The following is a 15458-nucleotide window of genomic DNA, read 5'->3' on the forward strand; positions in this document are numbered from 1 at the left end:
CCACCCCACCCCACCCCGGTTGATCATGAAGTTATTGCCACGACACGCCGCGCGCGAGGGCAATAACTTCATGATCAACGCGAGTTGAGCAGGAGGGGGCGGAGGGCTGCCACGATCGGGGCATCGGCGGGGAGCCAGGTGACCGAGTCCAGTTCGTCGGCGGTGAGCCACCGGAGCGCCTCGTGTTCCAGCGCCTGTGGCTGGTCGTCGCCGAGCAGGCGGGCCGCGTACACCTTGAGCACCGAGCGGCCGTGCGCCATCCGTACGTTGCGGCCGACCCGGTCGCCGATCTCGACGCGTACGGCCAACTCCTCGGCGCACTCCCGGATCAACGCGTCGGTCTCCGCCTCCCCCGGCTCGACCTTTCCGCCCGGAAACTCCCACATGCCCGCTACCTCGGGTGGGGCGGAACGCGCACAGGCGAGCACCCGCCCATCCCGGATGATCGCCGCGCCGACGATCACCTTCAGGTCCCGTCGCTCGGCCTGCCCGCCATCATTCGCCCGTTCGGTCCGCACGGGCGTCCAGGGTGCCAGATCAATCGGCGGTTTGGGTACCGTAGCCGTCCGCTAGGCCAGTAAGACACGGAAGTGTGGGCGTGGACACCCCCTCCGAGCAGCGGGAGACTAGAGGACACCGACAAGACACGGGATGGCGACGATTTGGCCACGAGCCGGCAACGGCGCTTGGGGGGTGCGGTGATGCGCGTGCTGTTTAACAGCAGGGCCAAGCACGACTACCTTTCCGACGCGTTGACCTTGCTATCTGGTTGGACACGCGAGGGCGAGCAGATCCGACGAACGCTCGTGATCGACGATACCCAACACGCCGCACTAACTGAACGGGTCAAGGTCGTCGCGGATGCGCTGCATCTGCGACCCGAGATCAGCCGCCGGGCCGACAGCACCCAGATCCGGGTCGGGCACGGCAGCGGCGAGCCCCTGACCGAGGGCGAGGTCCTGTTGGCCGCCCGCATCGAGGACGCGTACCGGGCGGTCACCGAGGATTAACTATCGTTTCCGAACCCGACCCGGCATCCTGCGGGTACCAGCGCAGCTCCACCGAGTTGCCGTCCGGGTCCCGCACATAGATCGAGGTCGCCGAACCGCGGGCGCCGAACCTGCTGACCGGCCCGGTCAGCACCGTGAAGGCCCCCGACTCGATCACCTGCGCCCAGTCCAGTGGTGCCACCACCAGGCAGAAGTGGTCCACGTTCGCGCCCCGCGGCTCACCTCGGACGAGGTCGATGATGCTGTCGGGGCTGATCCGCACCGACGGGAACGGGACGGTGCCGGCACGCCACTCGTCGACCCGTACCGGTGCCAGCCCGAGCCTGCCGCAGTAGAAGTCCAGGGACCGTTCCACGTCGGCGACGGTCAACACCAGATGGTCGAAACCGGTAACCCGCAGCGCGCTCACGCCTCCTCCAGGTCTGCCGCCGCGCGCAGCCAGCCGGTGAACAGCGCCGGGTCGACGTCGGCGAGGTCGCGCAGCTTCACCGCCGCCATCGACCGCGCGCCAGGCACCAGCCGTCCCGACGGGTCGGCGATCTCCTGCCCCCGCCACAACCCGAAGGTGACGTAGGACCCGTACGCCTTGATCAGGCAGACCGGGCGCTGGCCGGGCCGGTCGCCCAGGCCCCAGACCGGGTGCCCGTGCCACATCGCGCCGGTCGCTCTCGGCAGGGCCGTCGCGATGATCGGCGTCAGCTTCTCGCCGATCTCGCGCAGTGGGCCGGCCAGGCCGGCCAGGTAGTCGTCAACGCTCACGTCAATACCTTTCGCTCGGTGTTCCCTGCCGGTTCACGATCCCCGGACGAGGAACGCCGACCAAGACCTGATGCCGCTACGATCGTTGCCCACAGGTCAACGATGGGAGCGGTGTGCTGGAGCGGTACGAGGTCGAGACGTTCCTGACGCTCGCGGAGGAACTGCACTTCGGCCGGACCGCCGAGCGGTTGACGGTCAGCACCGGCCGGGTCAGCCACATCGTGAAGAAGCTGGAACGCCGGATCGGCGCACCGCTGTTCGCCCGCACCAGTCGGGTCGTCCGGCTCACCCCGATCGGCCGGCAGCTCGCCGAGGAGTTGGCCCCGCTGGTTGCCGGGGTGGACGAGGCCGTCCGCCGCGCGACCGACGCCGCCCGCGGCGTGACCGGGACGCTACGGGTGGCGTTCCTCGGCGAGTGGACCGCTCCGGTGCTGCTCCGGGCGGTGGCCCTGTTCGGTGAACGGCACCCGGACTGTCGGGTGGAGGTGCACGAGGCGCAGCTGTCCACCACCCGATCCGGGCTGCTCGACGGGTCGACGGACGTGTTGATCGCCTCGTACCCGTTCGACGGGATGGCCACCGGCCCGGCGCTGCTCTCCGAGGATCGGGTGCTGGCGGTGGCGGCGGGTCACCCGCTCACCCGGGAACGGTCGGTGTCGTTGGAGGTGCTCGCCGACCACCCGGTGGTGCAGTACCCGGCAGTGACCTCGGCGGAGTTCAAGCGGGACCGCACCCCGGAGCGCACCCCGGGCGGCCGGCCGGTGCCGAGAGGGCCCGCCGGAAACACCTTCTCCGAGATGCTGTCCCTGGTCGCGCTGGGCCGGGGTGTCCTGCCGGTGGGTGAGCACACCCGGCGCTACTACCCGCGCCCGGACGTGGTGTACGTGCCCATCCACGACGCGCCATCCATCGAGCGCGGGCCGGTCTGGTTGCCCAGCAACACCACCACCCGGGTACGCGAGTTCGTGCGCGCCGCGTCCGACGCGAACCCCCGATGAGACACGCCGAGTTTCGCCACCACCGGCTGGTCCAGGTGTACGACGCCGAGTGCCGGTGGGGGCCGGACGACGACTTCTTCCAAGCGGTGGTCGACGAGACCCCGGCCGTCCGGGTGCTCGACCTCGGCTGCGGCACCGGCCGGCTGACCGTTGCCCTCGCCGCCGCTGGCCACACCGTCACCGGTGTCGACCCGGCCGGCGCGTCCCTGGCCGCCGCCCGCGCCAAGCCGGGCGGCGAGCGGGTGACCTGGATCGAGGGCACCTCGGCGTTGCTGCCGGAGCGAGCGTTCGACGTGGCGGTGCTGACCAGCCACGTCGCGCAGTTCTTCGTCGACGACGCGGAGTGGGCGCGTACCCTCGCCGACCTGGCCCGGGCGCTCGGGCCCGGCGGCCGGCTGGTGTTCGACGCCCGCGACCCGGCGGACCGTCGCTGGGAGCGGTGGAACCCGGTGGATTCGTACCGGGTGGTCAGGCTGCCGGGCGGCGGCGAGGTCCGCGCGTGGACCACGGTCACCGGGGTACGCGACAGAGTTGTCGACTTCACCCACCACTACCACTTCGACGACGGCGAGGAGATCCTCAGCTCGGCGTCCCTGCGCTTCCGCACCGAGGCCGAGCTGCGCTCCTCGCTGACCACTGCGGGGTTCCTCGTGGACCGCATCTACGGGGGCTGGCGCGGCGAGCCGGTCGGCCACGGTGACGGCGAGTTCGTGGTCCTCGCCCGGGTGGGCACGTTGGCACCGGTTTTCTAGCCTGGATCGCATGGCGAACATCGCGTACGACCGCAAAGAGCAGGTCCAGCAGATCGAGAGTGGCCTCCTCGAAGGCGAGCAGATCATCGCCGTCTACGACGCTGTCGGCACCGGCACCGGGTTCATCGGGCTGACCGACCGACGGGTGATCATCCAGGACCGCTCGTTCGTCGGAAAGCGGTTCGCGATCACCAGCATCCCGTACTCGAAGATCACCAGCGTGAGCGTGGTCAGCAACAAGTCGTGGGGTGGTTCGTTCTTCTCCACCGGCGCCATCGCCATCCACGTCGGCACGCACACCTACGAGGTGGAGTTCCGTGGCGCGCAGAAGAGCCACCACGTGCACAACGTGATCCTGCACCACATCTCCTGACGGCACGTCCCGTCGTGGGCCCGGCTGGCGTAATTGCCTTGCCGGGCCCGCGGTGTCTCTGGTGTCCTCGGTCGACAGCCGCGCGAAGGGAGCAGCCACCATGCCAGACACAGCGAGGTCCCCCGAATCCACCGTCATCCGATCTGAGGAATCGAGACTTCGTGAACAGGACCGTTCCCCTGGAACTGGGCGCCACTGACCCCAACCCCGGAGGCCGCTGATGTCGGTCTTCGACGATCCCGGCCTCTTCGGCCGGCTGTGGGCCGCCGACTACGACGACGGCGACACCAACCCGGACCCGGCCCCCGCCGTGGACTTTCTGGCCGACCTGGCCGACGGTGGTCCGGTTCTCGAACTGGCGATCGGCACCGGCCGGGTCGCGCTTCCGCTGGCCGAGCGCGGCCTCGCCGTGCACGGCGTCGAGGCCTCTGAGGAGATGCTCGCGCACCTGCGGGCGAAACCCGGCGGCGAGCGGATACCCGTGGTCGTCGCCGACATGGCGGACGTGCCGGTGGAGGGTGAGTTCCGGCTCGCGTACCTGGTCTTCAACACCCTGTTCAACCTGGTGGACGCCGAGCGGCAGGCGGACTGCTTCCGCAACGTCGCCCGCGTGCTGTCGCCCGGTGGCGCGTTCGTCATCGAGACGTTCGTGCCCGACCCGCGCACGTTCGACTCGGACGAGCAGGTACAGGTGCGGGCCGTAACCGAGGAATCCGCGACGATCCGACTGCACAAGTACGACCGGCCGGAGCAGCGGTTCATCCGGCAGACCATCACGTTCGACGCGGACGGTGTGCACCTGAAGCCGTTCGCCATGCGGTACGCCTGGCCGCACCAGATCGACGAGATGGCGCAGCGGGCAGGGCTCCGGCTCACCGAGCGGTACGCCGACTGGCACCGGCGACCGTTCCAGGCCGACAGCCCGTCGCACATCTCCGTCTACCGGGCGGAGTAGCGGTTTGATCGACTCGGGTTCCGGAAAGTCGGGCTGTCATCGTGGTGATGACACCCCGACTTCAAGGAACCCGAGTCGATCGCTGATGTGCCACTGTGGGCACGGCGGCCTGGCACCGCGGTGCCGGGGTCGATCGCCGTCAGCGGAGGCGGGTGCCCATGTTGACCAGACGGATTGAACGAATCCTCCTAGCCCTGGCGCTCGGCCTGCTCGTTGTCGGCTGGGTCCTCCGGGACAACGAGCAGGGCACGGCCCATACGATCGGCCGGGTGCTGGTGCCCCTCGGCGGGCTCTGCGCCATCGTCGCCGGTATCAGCTCGGCCCGTCGCGCCAAGCGCGAGAACAACCGACTACGCGCAACGCTGCTCGGCAGTGACACCGCACCGGGAACAGACGAGCGCCCTGACCGTCATGGCGGCGAAGAGGACAGCCCGAGCCGGTGATTCGAGCCCCTCACACCGTCGGCTGATTCTGCTGGTAGCAGTAGGTGTTGATCCGCAGGTCTCGCGTCGGGTGAGCTGACAACATGACGGACGCCTCCCGTTTTCCACGCTCCTCGCCGTACTGGCCGGTGGTCAGCCACCCTCAGCTCCGGCGCGTTCTGCCCGGGCTCGCCGTCTCCGCGTTGGGCGACGGGATGGCGGTTGTCGCGGTGTCCTGGCTCGCCATCCAACTCGCCCCGCATGATCAGTGGGGCCCCTGGATCGCGGTGGCCATGGCGGCGTACACCCTGCCCAGCGCGGCCGGGACTGTCGTCTTCGGTCGGCTGCTGCGCGGTCGCGGCGGTGCCCAGCTCGCCGGGTGGGACGCGATCCTGCGGGCCACGGCACTCGCGGCAATCCCCATCGCCTACCTCTTCGGCGCGCTCAGCATCGGGCTGTACGTCGTCCTGCTGGCCGCGTCCGCATTGCTGCACTCGTGGGGTTCCGCCGGGCGTTTCACACTGATCGCCGAACTGCTGCCGCAGCGACACCACCTGCCGGCCAACGCGGTGCTCGCCACCATCGCCGGGTTCGCCACCATCGTCGGTCCACCACTGGCGGGCGTCCTGATCGCCTGGGTCGGGCCGGTCTGGGTCATCGCCATCGACGCCGCCACCTTCGCCGCGCTGGCCCTGACGTACCGCCTCGCCCTCCCTGCCGTCGGCAGCGACCACCCGTACGAGCGCGGCGCGTCGCGGACCGCCGGGTTCGCAGTCATCCGCCAGAACCCCGCCCTGCTGGGTCTGCTGGCGCTGAGCCTCGCGTTCTTCTTTCTGTTCGGGCCGGTGTACGTGGCGATGCCGATCCACATCACCAACGACCTGCACGCCTCCGCGACGCTGCTGGGCGCCTACTACACCGCGTTCGGCGTCGGTGGTCTCGTCGGAGGGCTGATCGCCGGACACCTGCGCCGCTGGCCGCTGCGGGCCACCACCATCGGCATCGTCGTCGGCTTCGGCATCACCATGCTCCCGCTGGGCCTGGGTGCACCCCTTGGCGTGTCGCTGCCGGCGTTCGCCCTGGCGGGCCTGATCTGGGCTCCGTACATGTCCACGTCGATGGCGCTGTTCCAGCGCAGCACGTCCATCGCGCAGCTACCGGCGGTGCTCGCCGCGAATGGCGCGATCCTCGTGGTGGCGGTGCCCCTGGGCACCATGCTGGGTGGGCCACTGGTGGGTGCCATCGGTGCCCGGCCGACGATGCTGCTCTGCGCAACGGCAATCGTGACGGTCGGCCTGGTCGCCGGAGGATTCGCGATTCCGTGGCGGAGCCCGCGATCCTCCGGCGACCCAGCAGTCACCGAGGTCAGTGCCGGTCGCTGATCTGCACGTCGACGATTGTCAGCTTCCCGCGTTGTCGGTGCGGTGGCGTTCGACCGTCTCGGCGATGCGCTTGATCCGGCGGAGTCGGGCATCCCAGGTGGAGCCGACCGCCGACAACTGGGCGACCGCGCGGGCGAGTTGCGCCTCGTCCACCTGGTAATGACGCTCGCGACCGGCCGGCTCGGCGTGGATCAGACCAACCCGGTCCAGAACAGCCAGGTGTTTCGAGACGGCCTGGCGGGTGACGGGTAACCGCCTGCTCAACGAGGTGGCTGTGCCCGGCCCGTCAGAGAGCAGAAGATCGATCATCGTACGCCGAATCGGGTCACCGATCGCCGACCACAACTCGTCGTCGACCGCCGTGCTCATGCGATCGCGACCAGCCGCGCCACGTACGCGCCCAGCCGGGGCATGTAGTGGTCCCAACCGTTCTCGTGGTCGCGGTACTGCTCTTCCAGGACGGCGATCTCCCAGCCCATCTCGCGGAACCCGGTCTCGGTCATCCGGATCTGCGTCCCCGTGCCGTTGGGGATCAGGTCGAAGGTGACGAGCAGCGCCTGCCCGCTGCGGTCCGCCTCGGTGAAGCACCACCGGAAGGAGAACCGCTTCGGTGGGTCGACCTCGACGACGGCGAACGCGACGGTCTTCGTCTCGCCGGTGTCAGCGTCGCGCCACACCAGCTCGCCGGGTGCGCCGGCGACCGACTCGAACCGTGCGTCGTCGGGCCACCACTCCCGCATGTGCTCGGGTTGGCTGACCACCTCGAAGACGACCTCGGGGGACGCGTTGACGTGGATGTCTCGTTCGATCGTTCCCTGTTCCATGCGCACAACCTTTCGCAACCTTTGGTTGCACTCAACCTACGACAGCCCACACGCTTCGCGCAACCTTTCGTTGCACGTCGTGGGTTTCGTCGTACCCGGGATGCACGATCAGCCCATGTCTGAGCCATCGCCGCATCGACACCACGCCATCGACTACATCGAGCTCACGGTGACCGACCTCGCCGTGGCCAAACGCTTCTACGCCGACGCGTTCGGTTGGCAGTTCAACGACTACGGGCCGGAGTACGCCGGCATCCGCAGCCCACACGGCGACTCCGCACCGGAGGTCGGCGGTCTCCGACTGGACACGGAGATTCGGGCCGGCGGCCCACTCGTGCTGCTCTACTCCAGCGACCTGGACCGGTCAGTGCAGGCCGTCAAGGAGGCCGGCGGCCAGGTGGTGAACGGGCCGTACGAGTTCCCGGGTGGCCGACGGTTCCATTTCACCGACCCCAGCGGCAACGAGCTGGGCGCCTGGGCCGAGCAGTAGGACCCCGAGGTCGCCCGGGCGGTGGATGAGCGTCGTCGCCAGCTCCGGCAGAGTGTCCCCGTGGCCGGAAGAGGACTGGACGTCGAGGGATGGATCGCGCGCGAGGGTGCGCTGAGCCGGGTCCCGGCCGCGTTCGCCGGTGTCGTCGACGCGGCACGCGCTCGGATAGCCGAGTGGTTCGACAGTGGTCGGCTGCACAGCGCCTACATCTACGGCAGCATCCCGCGTGGCACCGCCATCTTCGGCATCTCCGATCTCGACCTGCTCCTCGCCCTGCGCATGGCGTGGGCATTCTGCTGTTCAGTTCACGTACCCTGCTCAGCGAGCTTGAGCGGCACGACCTCGGCGACCTCGCCGAACTTCCCCGGTACCGGCCCACTCCCCTGCTCGCCCGCGAGACGAACGGCGACCTGTCACTTGCGCTCCCGGGATGGCGCAGAACGCGCCGGGCGGATGCGTAGAGCCGCCATCGCCGGCCGCGCGCCCTCGCCAGATCCGGGTGTGCTCCGCGAACTCATCGACGACCTGGGCCCTGGCTCGCCGTAGAATACGCAGTCGTCCATGGCGAGAATGCCGTCCGTTCCTGATCTAGCGGAGGTCCTCGCCACTCATGACGAAACAGCCGAACATGTCCTTGAGGACGACCCGCTGGTGGTCGGTCAAGGGGTTCGCGAAGACCGCGACGTCGACCCCGCGCCGCCGGCAGGCATCGGCGACTTCACGGGCCCTACCGGGGCTGAGCAACGCCCGCCGCGAGAACTGGTCGCCCATCTTGCCCGCGCCACCGGAAGAGGCACCCCGCCGCTGCACGTGCCGGCTCACGACCTGGCCTCCGTGGGCTTCCACCAAGCTGGCCAGCAGATTGAGCTTGCTGACAAACTCCTTGTCCTTCGCCGAGAACAGGCCCACCAGCGCCACGTCTGCGCCTGCCAGCACAGCGTTCAACGCCCCGGCGCGAGGTCGGTTCACCGGGTCGCTGACCGATCAGCGCCGGCGGGCGCGCAGCACGCCGGTCAGCATTGGCAGCGTGAACTCGCCGTGCGCCGTTTCGGGTCGGCTCCCGAGGAAGGCGCGGATCCGGCCGAGCGCGGACTCTCGCTCCTCCTCCGGCATGACCAGCATCCCGGCCCGCGTCGCAAGCGTCGCGACGAGAGAGTCGGCGGTGCGGCGCTGCCCGTGCGGGAACTCGACCTGCTCCGGCGACCCGAACCGGGCGACCAGGCCGGTGCTCGGAATGAGCATGTCCGCCGTCGCCGTGCGCCAACTGCTCAACGTGTCACGCGGGCCGATCGCCGCACTGCCACTGACCCGTTCGAGCCCGGCAACCCAGTCGAGCCGGTCGTCCATGATGTTCCACAGTCCGGCCAGGACGCCGCCGGGTGCGAGGACCCGGGCGATTTCCGCCCCGGCGACGGCCATGTCGAACCAGTGCAGGGCGTTGCCAGCCAGCACCGCGTCGACGGAAGCATCCGGCAGCGGGATCGACTCCGCGCTACCCGGCAGGGCACGGACGGACGGCACCGCACGACGCAGCTCGGCGAGCATCGCCGGATCAGGCTCGACCGCCACAACCTCCGCGCCCACCGCGGCCAGCGTCGCGGACAGCTTGCCGGTGCCGGCACCCAGGTCGAGCACGCGTAGACCCGGGGCGGGCTCCAGCGCCCACCGCACCGCACCCTCCGCATAGTCCGGGCGGTGCTCGGCGTACGCGGTCGCCGCCGCGCCGAACGACGATCGGAGCAGTTGTTCCGTCATGCGGTCAACGTACCGCCGTTTGTCGACATCGACTGCGACCATGGCCACCGTGCAGATCTTGCGGAGCTGGTGGCGCGTCCGCTACCCCCTCTACGTACTCGGCCTCCTGGTCGGGATGGTCATGATGTGGCTGCCCTTCAAGACCTTTCAGGACAACGACGCCTGGGAGAGTCGACTGCGGGTCCACGGCGTGCCAGCCCAGGCAGTTGTCGATGAGCTCGTGCACAAGCGGCGGAACACGATGCACGTGCGCTACGAATTCGGCGGCGCTCAGCGTCAGGCCGAGGTTGGCTGTTGGGAGGTCTGCCTGCCGGCCGGCAGCGCGGTGCCGATCTGGGTCAACCCCAACGATCCGGGGGATCTCGTCACCGACTTCGGCATACTCAGCGGGCACCGGGGCCGGCTGCAAGGGGTGGTCGGGGCGGCCGGCCTGACTCTCTCCGGGTGGATGGTGCTCGCCGTGATCGCCCGCCTCTACCAGCGACGACGCGACCGCCGACAAGGCGACGGGCAGCGGCAGCAACGGGACCAGCGCCAACGACAGTTCCTGAACGCCAGGCCCGGGACAAAGCGCAAGCCGAGCCGGCGACAGCGGAACCCGGACTAGCGCCAACCCCCGCAAAAGAGTCGGACTCAGACGTTGAAGCGGAACTTGGACGCCACTCTCATGACCTGCCGCGACCTGGTCGAATCGGGGTTAGGGGCTGGCACTCACGTCCACTGTCGTCCAGGGGGTGCCCTGCCTCGTCCACCCTGCGGGCCGTTGTTGACCCCTGTATCGGGCACGGCGACCGCTTCGGTGTGAACTCTCGGCAAGCAGGTCGGGTCGGGCTTGATGCGAGGCCAGACGGCCTGCTGACGCGCCTCTCGGGCCAGTTCGGCTGGCACGGTGCTGTACTTCGCTGCTGTACTGCTGGCGTCAGACGAGGCGCTGGATGCGAACCCTCGGGCGCTCATTCCGGAGGTGGCCGTGCTTGTGCTGGCGGACCTGCTCGTCCCAGACCTCCTGGTCGTAGTCCGGGTCCGGCGGGATCCACTTGTGAGAGCCGTCGCTGTAGTGGAACTTTTCGTCACCCAACCGCAGGATGCTCATCGAATCCAGCCGAGGAATCGGTAGTGCAGGTGGCTGGCCGGAACGTGGGCCAGCTCCTGGGCGGCATCGACGAGCTGGGCGGCCAGGTAGAGGGCGAGTGACACCGAGGCTCGGTCGTACTCGGCTCGCAGCTCTTGGCGCCGGGTCTGGCATGGCCACTCCCCCACACAGCCGCCGCACGTCCAGGCCGGCTTGATCGGGTGGTGAGTAGTCACTGCGGGCCGTCCTGGTTGGGCCAGTGGCCGCGGTTGATCGGGATGTGGTGGCGGCTTCGGCATGGCAGTTCGCCTCCGCAGCGGCAGATGCGCCGCCAGTACCGCCAAGACCAGACGGGCTGGTGACGGCGAGCGAGAGTCAGCGCCACCGCCAGCACGTACTCGTCGTACGAAACTCGCTTCACCGGCTCCCCTCGCCCACTCGCGCCAGGGCCTGCCCATGTCGATGGGAGCACTGCCGTCTCCTTGTGCCGTTGCGATCTGGAGGCGTGGATGCCCGAACGCGGGGGACGCGCCGAACATCCACGCCGGCGAGGACGGCCCACAGCGCCAACCGAGGGAATCGACCTCCTCGGCAACCTCCCATAGGTACCGTTGGGTAGTCAAGGGCTGGCGTAGGTGGTCTACTCGTGTTGCCAACCGAGGAGAACCACGTGCCACCGCGTTACCGCTACGAGCAGATCGCCGACGACCTTGCCGAACGCATCAAGTCCGGCGAGTTCCAGCCCGGCTCCAAGCTGCCCAGTCGGCGAGAGTTAATCGAGCACTATGGGGTCACCGAACCGGTGATCGACCGCGCCATGCAGGTACTACGGATCAAAGGTATGACCGAAACGCTTCCCGGCGTTGGCGTCTTCGTCGCCGAGTAAATTCCTCCGCAGAGCCAGCCCTCGCAACCGCAATCCCTCGCTTGGAAGCTCTGTGCACCACACCGCGCTCGTCTGCAGGTGGATCTGCACTCGGAGCAGCGCCCCTCTCCGCCCGTCTCGACATCGCTGTTCGGGATCGTTGCTGTCGGAGTCGGTGACGGCGGGCGTCCGGCACTGTTGCCACCGCCGCAGGCAACCCGGCACGATCGATTCGTGACCCCCCAAGAAGCCAACCTCCGGTGCGAAGCAGTTTCGTGGATCAGCCACGACTTCCCGGGCTGGCTACGGGTACGCCTCGTCGACGTCAACAACGCGTCGTGGTACTTCGTCGACAAGGTCCCGGTCTTCACCGCTGACAATTCACGCCTTGAGGCTCGCCTGCCTGCACCTGTCCACATCCGGTGCAGCATCATCGGCCGAGATGACGGTGCACTCGTCGTCTCAACCGCACCGCACGGGGTCGAAACCGAGGACGGACAATGCCTCTTCCGGGTGCATCCCGGCCAGTTCGACCGACACAAGGTTTAGGAAGGAGGTAGCGGCTGGTCACAACTCAGCCTGCCGACCTGCCAAACGGGCAGCGGCGCATCGACAAGGCCGACACCTCGTCGTGCACGCCTGGCACTCCCACCTCCCGCACCACCTTCGGTTGTACGATTCGTACATGACTGAACCCGCGCGCGATCTCTCGATCTCGGCCGCTCGTGATCATCTCGCCGAGGTCGTCTCTCGTGCCGCCTACGGCGGTCGCATTACCTACGTCACCCGTCACGGCCAGCGCATGGCCGCGATCGTGCCGGCAGAGGTGGCCGAAGCGATCGAACGCGCCGAGGATGCGGAAGACGTAGCTGCTGCCCGTGAAGCGCTCGCCCGGATTGACGCCGGCGACAAGCCGGTACCCCTGGCCGAACTGCGGGCCGAGCTCGGGCTATGAGCGGAGACACCCGCTACACGGTTCAGATCGACAGATCGGCGGCCAAGCTACTGCGCAAGCTTGAGCCACCCGTTCAGGCCCGGCTCGTCGCCGCCATAGCCGCGCTGGGTGCCGACCCGCGACCGGAAGGTGTGAAAGCGCTGGCTGGGCATCGCGGCCTGTTCCGCGTGCGCGTCGGCGACTACCGGGTGGTGTACACGGTGAACGACTCGATCCTGGTCGTCTTGGTCGTGCACCTGGGCCACCGTCGCGAGGTCTACCGCTTCTGACCAACAGCAGGCGTGCGGGTCAGACGTTGAAGCGGAACTCCACCACGTCGCCGTCCTGCATGACGTACTCCTTGCCCTCGATGCGGACCTTGCCCGCCGCCTTGGCCGCCGACATCGAACCGTGCTCGACCAGGTCGTGGTACGAGACCACCTCGGCCTTGATGAAGCCGCGCTGGAAGTCGCTGTGGATGACGCCCGCTGCCTCGGGCGCGGTGGCGCCGACCGGGACGGTCCAGGCGCGCGCTTCCTTGGGGCCGGCCGTGAGGTACGTCTGGAGGCCGAGGGTGCGGAAGCCGACGCGGACGAGCTGGTTGAGGCCGGGCTCGTTCTGCCCGATCGACTCCAGCAGCTCGCGGGCCTCCTCCTCGGGCAGGTCCACCAACTCGGATTCGATCTTGGCGTCCATGAAGATGGCCTCGGCGGGGGCGACCAGGGCACGCAGCTCGTCGAGGAACGTCTCGTTGGCCAGCTCGGCCTCGTCGACGTTGAAGACGTACAGGAAGGGCTTGGTGGTGAGCAGGTGCAGCTCGCGCAGGTGCTCCAGCTCGATCTTGGCGGCGGCGGCCCCGGAGTAGAGGGTGGTGCCGCCGTCGAGCACCTCGATCGCGGCCTTCGCTGCGGCGACGGCGGCGGCCCGGTCCTTGCGGAGCTTGGCCTCCTTCTCCAACCGGGGCAGCGCCTTGTCCAGGGTCTGCAGGTCGGCGAGGATCAGCTCGGTGTTGATCGTCTCGATGTCGTCGGCCGGGGAGACCTTGCCGTCGACGTGCACCACGTTCGGGTCGGAGAAGGCCCGGACGACCTGGCAGATCGCCGAGGCGTCCCGGATGTTGGCCAGGAAGGCGTTGCCCCGGCCCTGCCCCTTCGACGCGCCGCGGACCAGGCCGGCGATGTCGACGAACGACACCGGTGCCGGCAGCACCTTCTGCGAGGAGAAGATCTCGGCCAGCTTGCCCAGCCGCTCGTCGGGCAGCCCGACCACGCCGACGTTGGGCTCGATGGTGGCGAACGGGTAGTTCGCCGCCAGCACGTCGTTCTTGGTCAACGCGTTGAAAAGCGTGCTCTTGCCGACGTTGGGCAGGCCGACGATGCCGATGGTGAGACTCACGACGGGCCAGCTTACGCCGGTCCCGGTCCGGCCGGTCGAGGCGGCTCCGGTTCGGCGGTGGGCAGATGGTCGATCGTCGGGGGCACGGGGCCTGGTCTGGCGTTGCTACCCTGCCGATTCGATCGTCCGCTGCTGGAGGTGGGATGAGCTCGACCGTGCCTGAGCTGTACATCGCCGTCGATGTGGAGGCGGACGGGCCGATCCCCGGGCCGTACAGCATGATCTCGCTGGGCATGGCCGTGGCCGGCCGCCCGGACCTGACCTTCTACACCGAGCTGCGTCCCATCTCCGACGAGTTCGTCCCGGCGGCGCTGGCCGTCTCCGGCCTGGACCGGGACCGTCTGCTGCGGGAGGCACCCACCGCGCAGGAGGCGATGTCCGCCGCGGCGGCCTGGGTCAACGGGCTGCGCCGGGTCGGCCGTCCGGTCTTCCTCGCCGCCCCGGCCGTCTGGGACGGCATGTTCGTGCACTGGTACTTCGTCCGCTTCGTTGGGCACAGCCCGTTCGGTGCGACCGGTTCCGGCATCGACCTCCGCAGCTACTGGATGGGGTTGACCGGCAGCGAGTGGGTCCAGACCCGCCAGGGCACGATCAAGCATGAGCTGGGCCTGCACGACATGCCGCACACGCACCACGCCGGGGAGGACGCCGCCGAGCTGGCCCAGGTCTTCGACGCGGTGCTCCGCCGCCGACAGCCGGTCGAGGAGGCGTGACGCTCGGGCGAGCAGACGTGACGCTCAGCCGAGCAGGCGGGGGGCGATGACCGCCTCCCGTACGCTGCCGTCCGCGTCCCGGCTGACCTCGTACGCTGAGACGCCCTCGCGGTCCGCGATCGCCTCGACGAGCCGGGTGCCCCGGTAGACCAGGCCGACGCCGTCGTCGGTGCAGTGACTGGTGGGGAGCGTGCCGTCGCCGACCAGCTCGTGCATCAGCGGTCGGCGCTGGCCCTCGCTGTCGTAGTGCACACCGTTGCCGTACGGCAGCCAGGCCAGTCCGTCGGTGAAGCCGCGCAGCCGCAGGCCGAAGCTGTCGGTGGCACCGCCGACGTGCCAGCAGATCGAGCCGGCGGAGACGCCGGCCAACACCACGCCGGCCTGCCAGCACTCGTGCAGGATCTCGTCGAGCCCGTGCACCCGCCAGACCGCGACCAGGTTGGCCACGCTGCCGCCACCGACCCAGATCACGTCCTGGGCGAGCAGGTGGGCGCGGACGTCCTCGACGTTCGGCATCGGGAACAGGGCGAGGTGGGACAGCCGGAACCGGGTGTCGGCGAACGCGCCGTAGACGGAGGTCAGCGAGGTGGGCTGGTCACCGACGGCCTGCCCGAGGTAGCAGATTCGCGGCTGCGAACCGGCCTCGGCCAGCTCGGCCGCCAGCTCGAAGACCGGGCCGGGACGCAGGTCGTAGGGCCCGCGGTCGCCCCGGAAGAAGCCCATGCTGGTGGCGATGATGGTCGGTTCGCTGGCGGGCAT

Annotated in this window: 26 protein-coding genes; 15 read left to right on the forward strand and 11 right to left on the reverse strand. The window is 69.1% G+C overall.

From position 1 onward, the window contains the following. Nucleotides 1-74 precede the first annotated feature (74 nt). Complete coding sequence (locus DLJ59_RS17515; protein WP_124773716.1) at nt 75-518, reverse strand: (deoxy)nucleoside triphosphate pyrophosphohydrolase; 444 nt, start codon at nt 516-518, stop codon at nt 75-77. A gap of 183 nt (nt 519-701) precedes the next feature. On the opposite strand from DLJ59_RS17515, the gene DLJ59_RS17520 reads away from it, so the two are divergent. Then, nucleotides 702-1010 carry a 4a-hydroxytetrahydrobiopterin dehydratase gene (locus DLJ59_RS17520; protein ID WP_124773755.1) on the forward strand — a complete coding sequence of 103 codons (309 nt, stop codon included), beginning with the start codon at nt 702-704 and terminating at the stop codon, nt 1008-1010. On the opposite strand, the gene DLJ59_RS17525 is transcribed toward DLJ59_RS17520, so the two are convergent. Beyond that, entirely contained in the window at nt 997-1419 is a 423-nt protein-coding gene (locus DLJ59_RS17525) for a VOC family protein (protein ID WP_124773717.1), read from the reverse strand. The genes DLJ59_RS17520 and DLJ59_RS17525 overlap by 14 nt on opposite strands. Further along, complete coding sequence (locus tag DLJ59_RS17530; protein ID WP_124773718.1) at nt 1416-1769, reverse strand: DUF1801 domain-containing protein; 354 nt, start codon at nt 1767-1769, stop codon at nt 1416-1418. The genes DLJ59_RS17525 and DLJ59_RS17530 overlap by 4 nt, the downstream gene beginning before the upstream one ends. 113 nt (nt 1770-1882) lie before the next feature. Here DLJ59_RS17530 and DLJ59_RS17535 point away from each other — a divergent pair, with 113 nt between their 5' ends. The 6 genes from DLJ59_RS17535 to DLJ59_RS17560 all read left to right on the forward strand — a co-directional run bounded on the left by DLJ59_RS17535 (nt 1883) and on the right by DLJ59_RS17560 (nt 6651). After that, nucleotides 1883-2767 carry a LysR family transcriptional regulator gene (locus DLJ59_RS17535; RefSeq protein WP_124773719.1) on the forward strand — a complete coding sequence of 295 codons (885 nt, stop codon included), beginning with the start codon at nt 1883-1885 and terminating at the stop codon, nt 2765-2767. After that, nucleotides 2764-3519 carry a class I SAM-dependent methyltransferase gene (locus DLJ59_RS17540; RefSeq protein ID WP_124773720.1) on the forward strand — a complete coding sequence of 252 codons (756 nt, stop codon included), beginning with the start codon at nt 2764-2766 and terminating at the stop codon, nt 3517-3519. The genes DLJ59_RS17535 and DLJ59_RS17540 overlap by 4 nt, the downstream gene beginning before the upstream one ends. A gap of 10 nt (nt 3520-3529) precedes the next feature. Next, a complete protein-coding gene (locus tag DLJ59_RS17545; RefSeq protein WP_030337500.1) occupies nt 3530-3892 on the forward strand; it encodes a PH domain-containing protein in 363 nt (120 codons plus the stop codon). Between the two features lie 220 nt (nt 3893-4112). Further along, a complete protein-coding gene (locus DLJ59_RS17550) occupies nt 4113-4847 on the forward strand; it encodes a class I SAM-dependent methyltransferase (RefSeq protein ID WP_124773721.1) in 735 nt (244 codons plus the stop codon). 152 nt (nt 4848-4999) lie between these two features. Then, nucleotides 5000-5290 carry a hypothetical protein gene (locus DLJ59_RS17555; protein ID WP_148096954.1) on the forward strand — a complete coding sequence of 97 codons (291 nt, stop codon included), beginning with the start codon at nt 5000-5002 and terminating at the stop codon, nt 5288-5290. An 83-nt stretch (nt 5291-5373) separates the two neighbouring features. Continuing rightward, the gene (locus tag DLJ59_RS17560) at nt 5374-6651 is read left to right on the forward strand and encodes an MFS transporter (RefSeq protein WP_124773723.1); all 1278 of its coding nucleotides are present in this window, start codon (nt 5374-5376) and stop codon (nt 6649-6651) included. An 18-nt stretch (nt 6652-6669) separates the two neighbouring features. Here DLJ59_RS17560 and DLJ59_RS17565 read toward each other — a convergent pair whose 3' ends face one another. Both DLJ59_RS17565 and DLJ59_RS17570 read right to left on the reverse strand, forming a co-directional pair. Next, a complete protein-coding gene (locus DLJ59_RS17565) occupies nt 6670-7020 on the reverse strand; it encodes an ArsR/SmtB family transcription factor (protein ID WP_124773724.1) in 351 nt (116 codons plus the stop codon). Further along, entirely contained in the window at nt 7017-7475 is a 459-nt protein-coding gene (locus DLJ59_RS17570; RefSeq protein WP_124773725.1) for an SRPBCC domain-containing protein, read from the reverse strand. The genes DLJ59_RS17565 and DLJ59_RS17570 overlap by 4 nt, the downstream gene beginning before the upstream one ends. 115 nt (nt 7476-7590) lie before the next feature. Between DLJ59_RS17570 and DLJ59_RS17575 the strand changes: the two genes are divergently transcribed. Both DLJ59_RS17575 and DLJ59_RS17580 read left to right on the forward strand, forming a co-directional pair. Further along, nucleotides 7591-7965 (forward strand): VOC family protein, encoded by a 375-nt coding sequence (locus DLJ59_RS17575; RefSeq protein ID WP_124773726.1) that lies wholly within the window; start codon nt 7591-7593, stop codon nt 7963-7965. Nucleotides 7966-8025: 60 nt separating this feature from the next. Next, nucleotides 8026-8511 (forward strand): nucleotidyltransferase family protein, encoded by a 486-nt coding sequence (locus tag DLJ59_RS17580; RefSeq protein WP_208648739.1) that lies wholly within the window; start codon nt 8026-8028, stop codon nt 8509-8511. Between the two features lie 42 nt (nt 8512-8553). Here DLJ59_RS17580 and DLJ59_RS17585 read toward each other — a convergent pair whose 3' ends face one another. Then, nucleotides 8554-8901 (reverse strand): HflX-like GTP-binding protein, encoded by a 348-nt coding sequence (locus DLJ59_RS17585; protein ID WP_341869607.1) that lies wholly within the window; start codon nt 8899-8901, stop codon nt 8554-8556. Between the two features lie 48 nt (nt 8902-8949). After that, a complete protein-coding gene (locus DLJ59_RS17590) occupies nt 8950-9720 on the reverse strand; it encodes a class I SAM-dependent methyltransferase (RefSeq protein ID WP_124773728.1) in 771 nt (256 codons plus the stop codon). Between the two features lie 49 nt (nt 9721-9769). Here DLJ59_RS17590 and DLJ59_RS17595 point away from each other — a divergent pair, with 49 nt between their 5' ends. Continuing rightward, entirely contained in the window at nt 9770-10327 is a 558-nt protein-coding gene (locus DLJ59_RS17595; protein ID WP_158630856.1) for a DUF3592 domain-containing protein, read from the forward strand. A gap of 312 nt (nt 10328-10639) precedes the next feature. On the opposite strand, the gene DLJ59_RS36640 is transcribed toward DLJ59_RS17595, so the two are convergent. Both DLJ59_RS36640 and DLJ59_RS17600 read right to left on the reverse strand, forming a co-directional pair. Then, a complete protein-coding gene (locus DLJ59_RS36640) occupies nt 10640-10813 on the reverse strand; it encodes a hypothetical protein (protein WP_167493869.1) in 174 nt (57 codons plus the stop codon). Then, complete coding sequence (locus tag DLJ59_RS17600; protein WP_124773730.1) at nt 10810-11028, reverse strand: flavin reductase; 219 nt, start codon at nt 11026-11028, stop codon at nt 10810-10812. The genes DLJ59_RS36640 and DLJ59_RS17600 overlap by 4 nt, the downstream gene beginning before the upstream one ends. A 410-nt stretch (nt 11029-11438) precedes the next feature. On the opposite strand from DLJ59_RS17600, the gene DLJ59_RS17610 reads away from it, so the two are divergent. The 4 genes from DLJ59_RS17610 to DLJ59_RS17625 all read left to right on the forward strand — a co-directional run bounded on the left by DLJ59_RS17610 (nt 11439) and on the right by DLJ59_RS17625 (nt 12881). Further along, nucleotides 11439-11678 (forward strand): winged helix-turn-helix domain-containing protein, encoded by a 240-nt coding sequence (locus DLJ59_RS17610; RefSeq protein ID WP_124773732.1) that lies wholly within the window; start codon nt 11439-11441, stop codon nt 11676-11678. A gap of 78 nt (nt 11679-11756) precedes the next feature. Continuing rightward, complete coding sequence (locus tag DLJ59_RS17615; RefSeq protein WP_124773733.1) at nt 11757-12206, forward strand: hypothetical protein; 450 nt, start codon at nt 11757-11759, stop codon at nt 12204-12206. A gap of 136 nt (nt 12207-12342) precedes the next feature. Next, nucleotides 12343-12612 carry a type II toxin-antitoxin system prevent-host-death family antitoxin gene (locus DLJ59_RS17620; RefSeq protein WP_124773734.1) on the forward strand — a complete coding sequence of 90 codons (270 nt, stop codon included), beginning with the start codon at nt 12343-12345 and terminating at the stop codon, nt 12610-12612. Further along, nucleotides 12609-12881 carry a type II toxin-antitoxin system RelE family toxin gene (locus DLJ59_RS17625; RefSeq protein WP_124773735.1) on the forward strand — a complete coding sequence of 91 codons (273 nt, stop codon included), beginning with the start codon at nt 12609-12611 and terminating at the stop codon, nt 12879-12881. Before DLJ59_RS17620 ends, DLJ59_RS17625 begins: the two co-directional genes overlap by 4 nt. A 19-nt stretch (nt 12882-12900) precedes the next feature. On the opposite strand, the gene ychF is transcribed toward DLJ59_RS17625, so the two are convergent. Continuing rightward, complete coding sequence (gene ychF, locus DLJ59_RS17630; RefSeq protein ID WP_124773736.1) at nt 12901-13986, reverse strand: redox-regulated ATPase YchF; 1086 nt, start codon at nt 13984-13986, stop codon at nt 12901-12903. A gap of 143 nt (nt 13987-14129) precedes the next feature. On the opposite strand from ychF, the gene DLJ59_RS17635 reads away from it, so the two are divergent. Continuing rightward, nucleotides 14130-14699, forward strand: coding sequence for an exonuclease (locus DLJ59_RS17635; protein WP_124773737.1), 570 nt, complete (start codon nt 14130-14132; stop codon nt 14697-14699). A 24-nt stretch (nt 14700-14723) separates the two neighbouring features. Here DLJ59_RS17635 and DLJ59_RS17640 read toward each other — a convergent pair whose 3' ends face one another. Next, nucleotides 14724-15458, reverse strand: coding sequence for a Type 1 glutamine amidotransferase-like domain-containing protein (locus DLJ59_RS17640; RefSeq protein ID WP_124773738.1), 735 nt, complete (start codon nt 15456-15458; stop codon nt 14724-14726).

It is taken from the genome of Micromonospora inaquosa (assembly GCF_003857055.1).
Taxonomy (GTDB): domain Bacteria; phylum Actinomycetota; class Actinomycetes; order Mycobacteriales; family Micromonosporaceae; genus Micromonospora; species Micromonospora inaquosa.

Coding starts and splice junctions, on each gene's coding strand:
- DLJ59_RS17520 (WP_124773755.1), top strand. CDS start 702: ATGCGCGTGCTGTTTAACAGCAGGGCCAAGCACGACTACCTTTCCGAC.
- DLJ59_RS17540 (WP_124773720.1), top strand. CDS start 2,764: ATGAGACACGCCGAGTTTCGCCACCACCGGCTGGTCCAGGTGTACGAC.
- DLJ59_RS17545 (WP_030337500.1), top strand. CDS start 3,530: ATGGCGAACATCGCGTACGACCGCAAAGAGCAGGTCCAGCAGATCGAG.
- DLJ59_RS17550 (WP_124773721.1), top strand. CDS start 4,113: ATGTCGGTCTTCGACGATCCCGGCCTCTTCGGCCGGCTGTGGGCCGCC.
- DLJ59_RS17560 (WP_124773723.1), top strand. CDS start 5,374: ATGACGGACGCCTCCCGTTTTCCACGCTCCTCGCCGTACTGGCCGGTG.
- DLJ59_RS17565 (WP_124773724.1), bottom strand. CDS start 7,020: ATGAGCACGGCGGTCGACGACGAGTTGTGGTCGGCGATCGGTGACCCG.
- DLJ59_RS17570 (WP_124773725.1), bottom strand. CDS start 7,475: ATGGAACAGGGAACGATCGAACGAGACATCCACGTCAACGCGTCCCCC.
- DLJ59_RS17575 (WP_124773726.1), top strand. CDS start 7,591: ATGTCTGAGCCATCGCCGCATCGACACCACGCCATCGACTACATCGAG.
- DLJ59_RS17590 (WP_124773728.1), bottom strand. CDS start 9,720: ATGACGGAACAACTGCTCCGATCGTCGTTCGGCGCGGCGGCGACCGCG.
- DLJ59_RS36640 (WP_167493869.1), bottom strand. CDS start 10,813: ATGAGCATCCTGCGGTTGGGTGACGAAAAGTTCCACTACAGCGACGGC.
- DLJ59_RS17620 (WP_124773734.1), top strand. CDS start 12,343: ATGACTGAACCCGCGCGCGATCTCTCGATCTCGGCCGCTCGTGATCAT.
- DLJ59_RS17625 (WP_124773735.1), top strand. CDS start 12,609: ATGAGCGGAGACACCCGCTACACGGTTCAGATCGACAGATCGGCGGCC.
- DLJ59_RS17635 (WP_124773737.1), top strand. CDS start 14,130: ATGAGCTCGACCGTGCCTGAGCTGTACATCGCCGTCGATGTGGAGGCG.
- DLJ59_RS17640 (WP_124773738.1), bottom strand. CDS start 15,458: ATGCCCGCCAGCGAACCGACCATCATCGCCACCAGCATGGGCTTCTTC.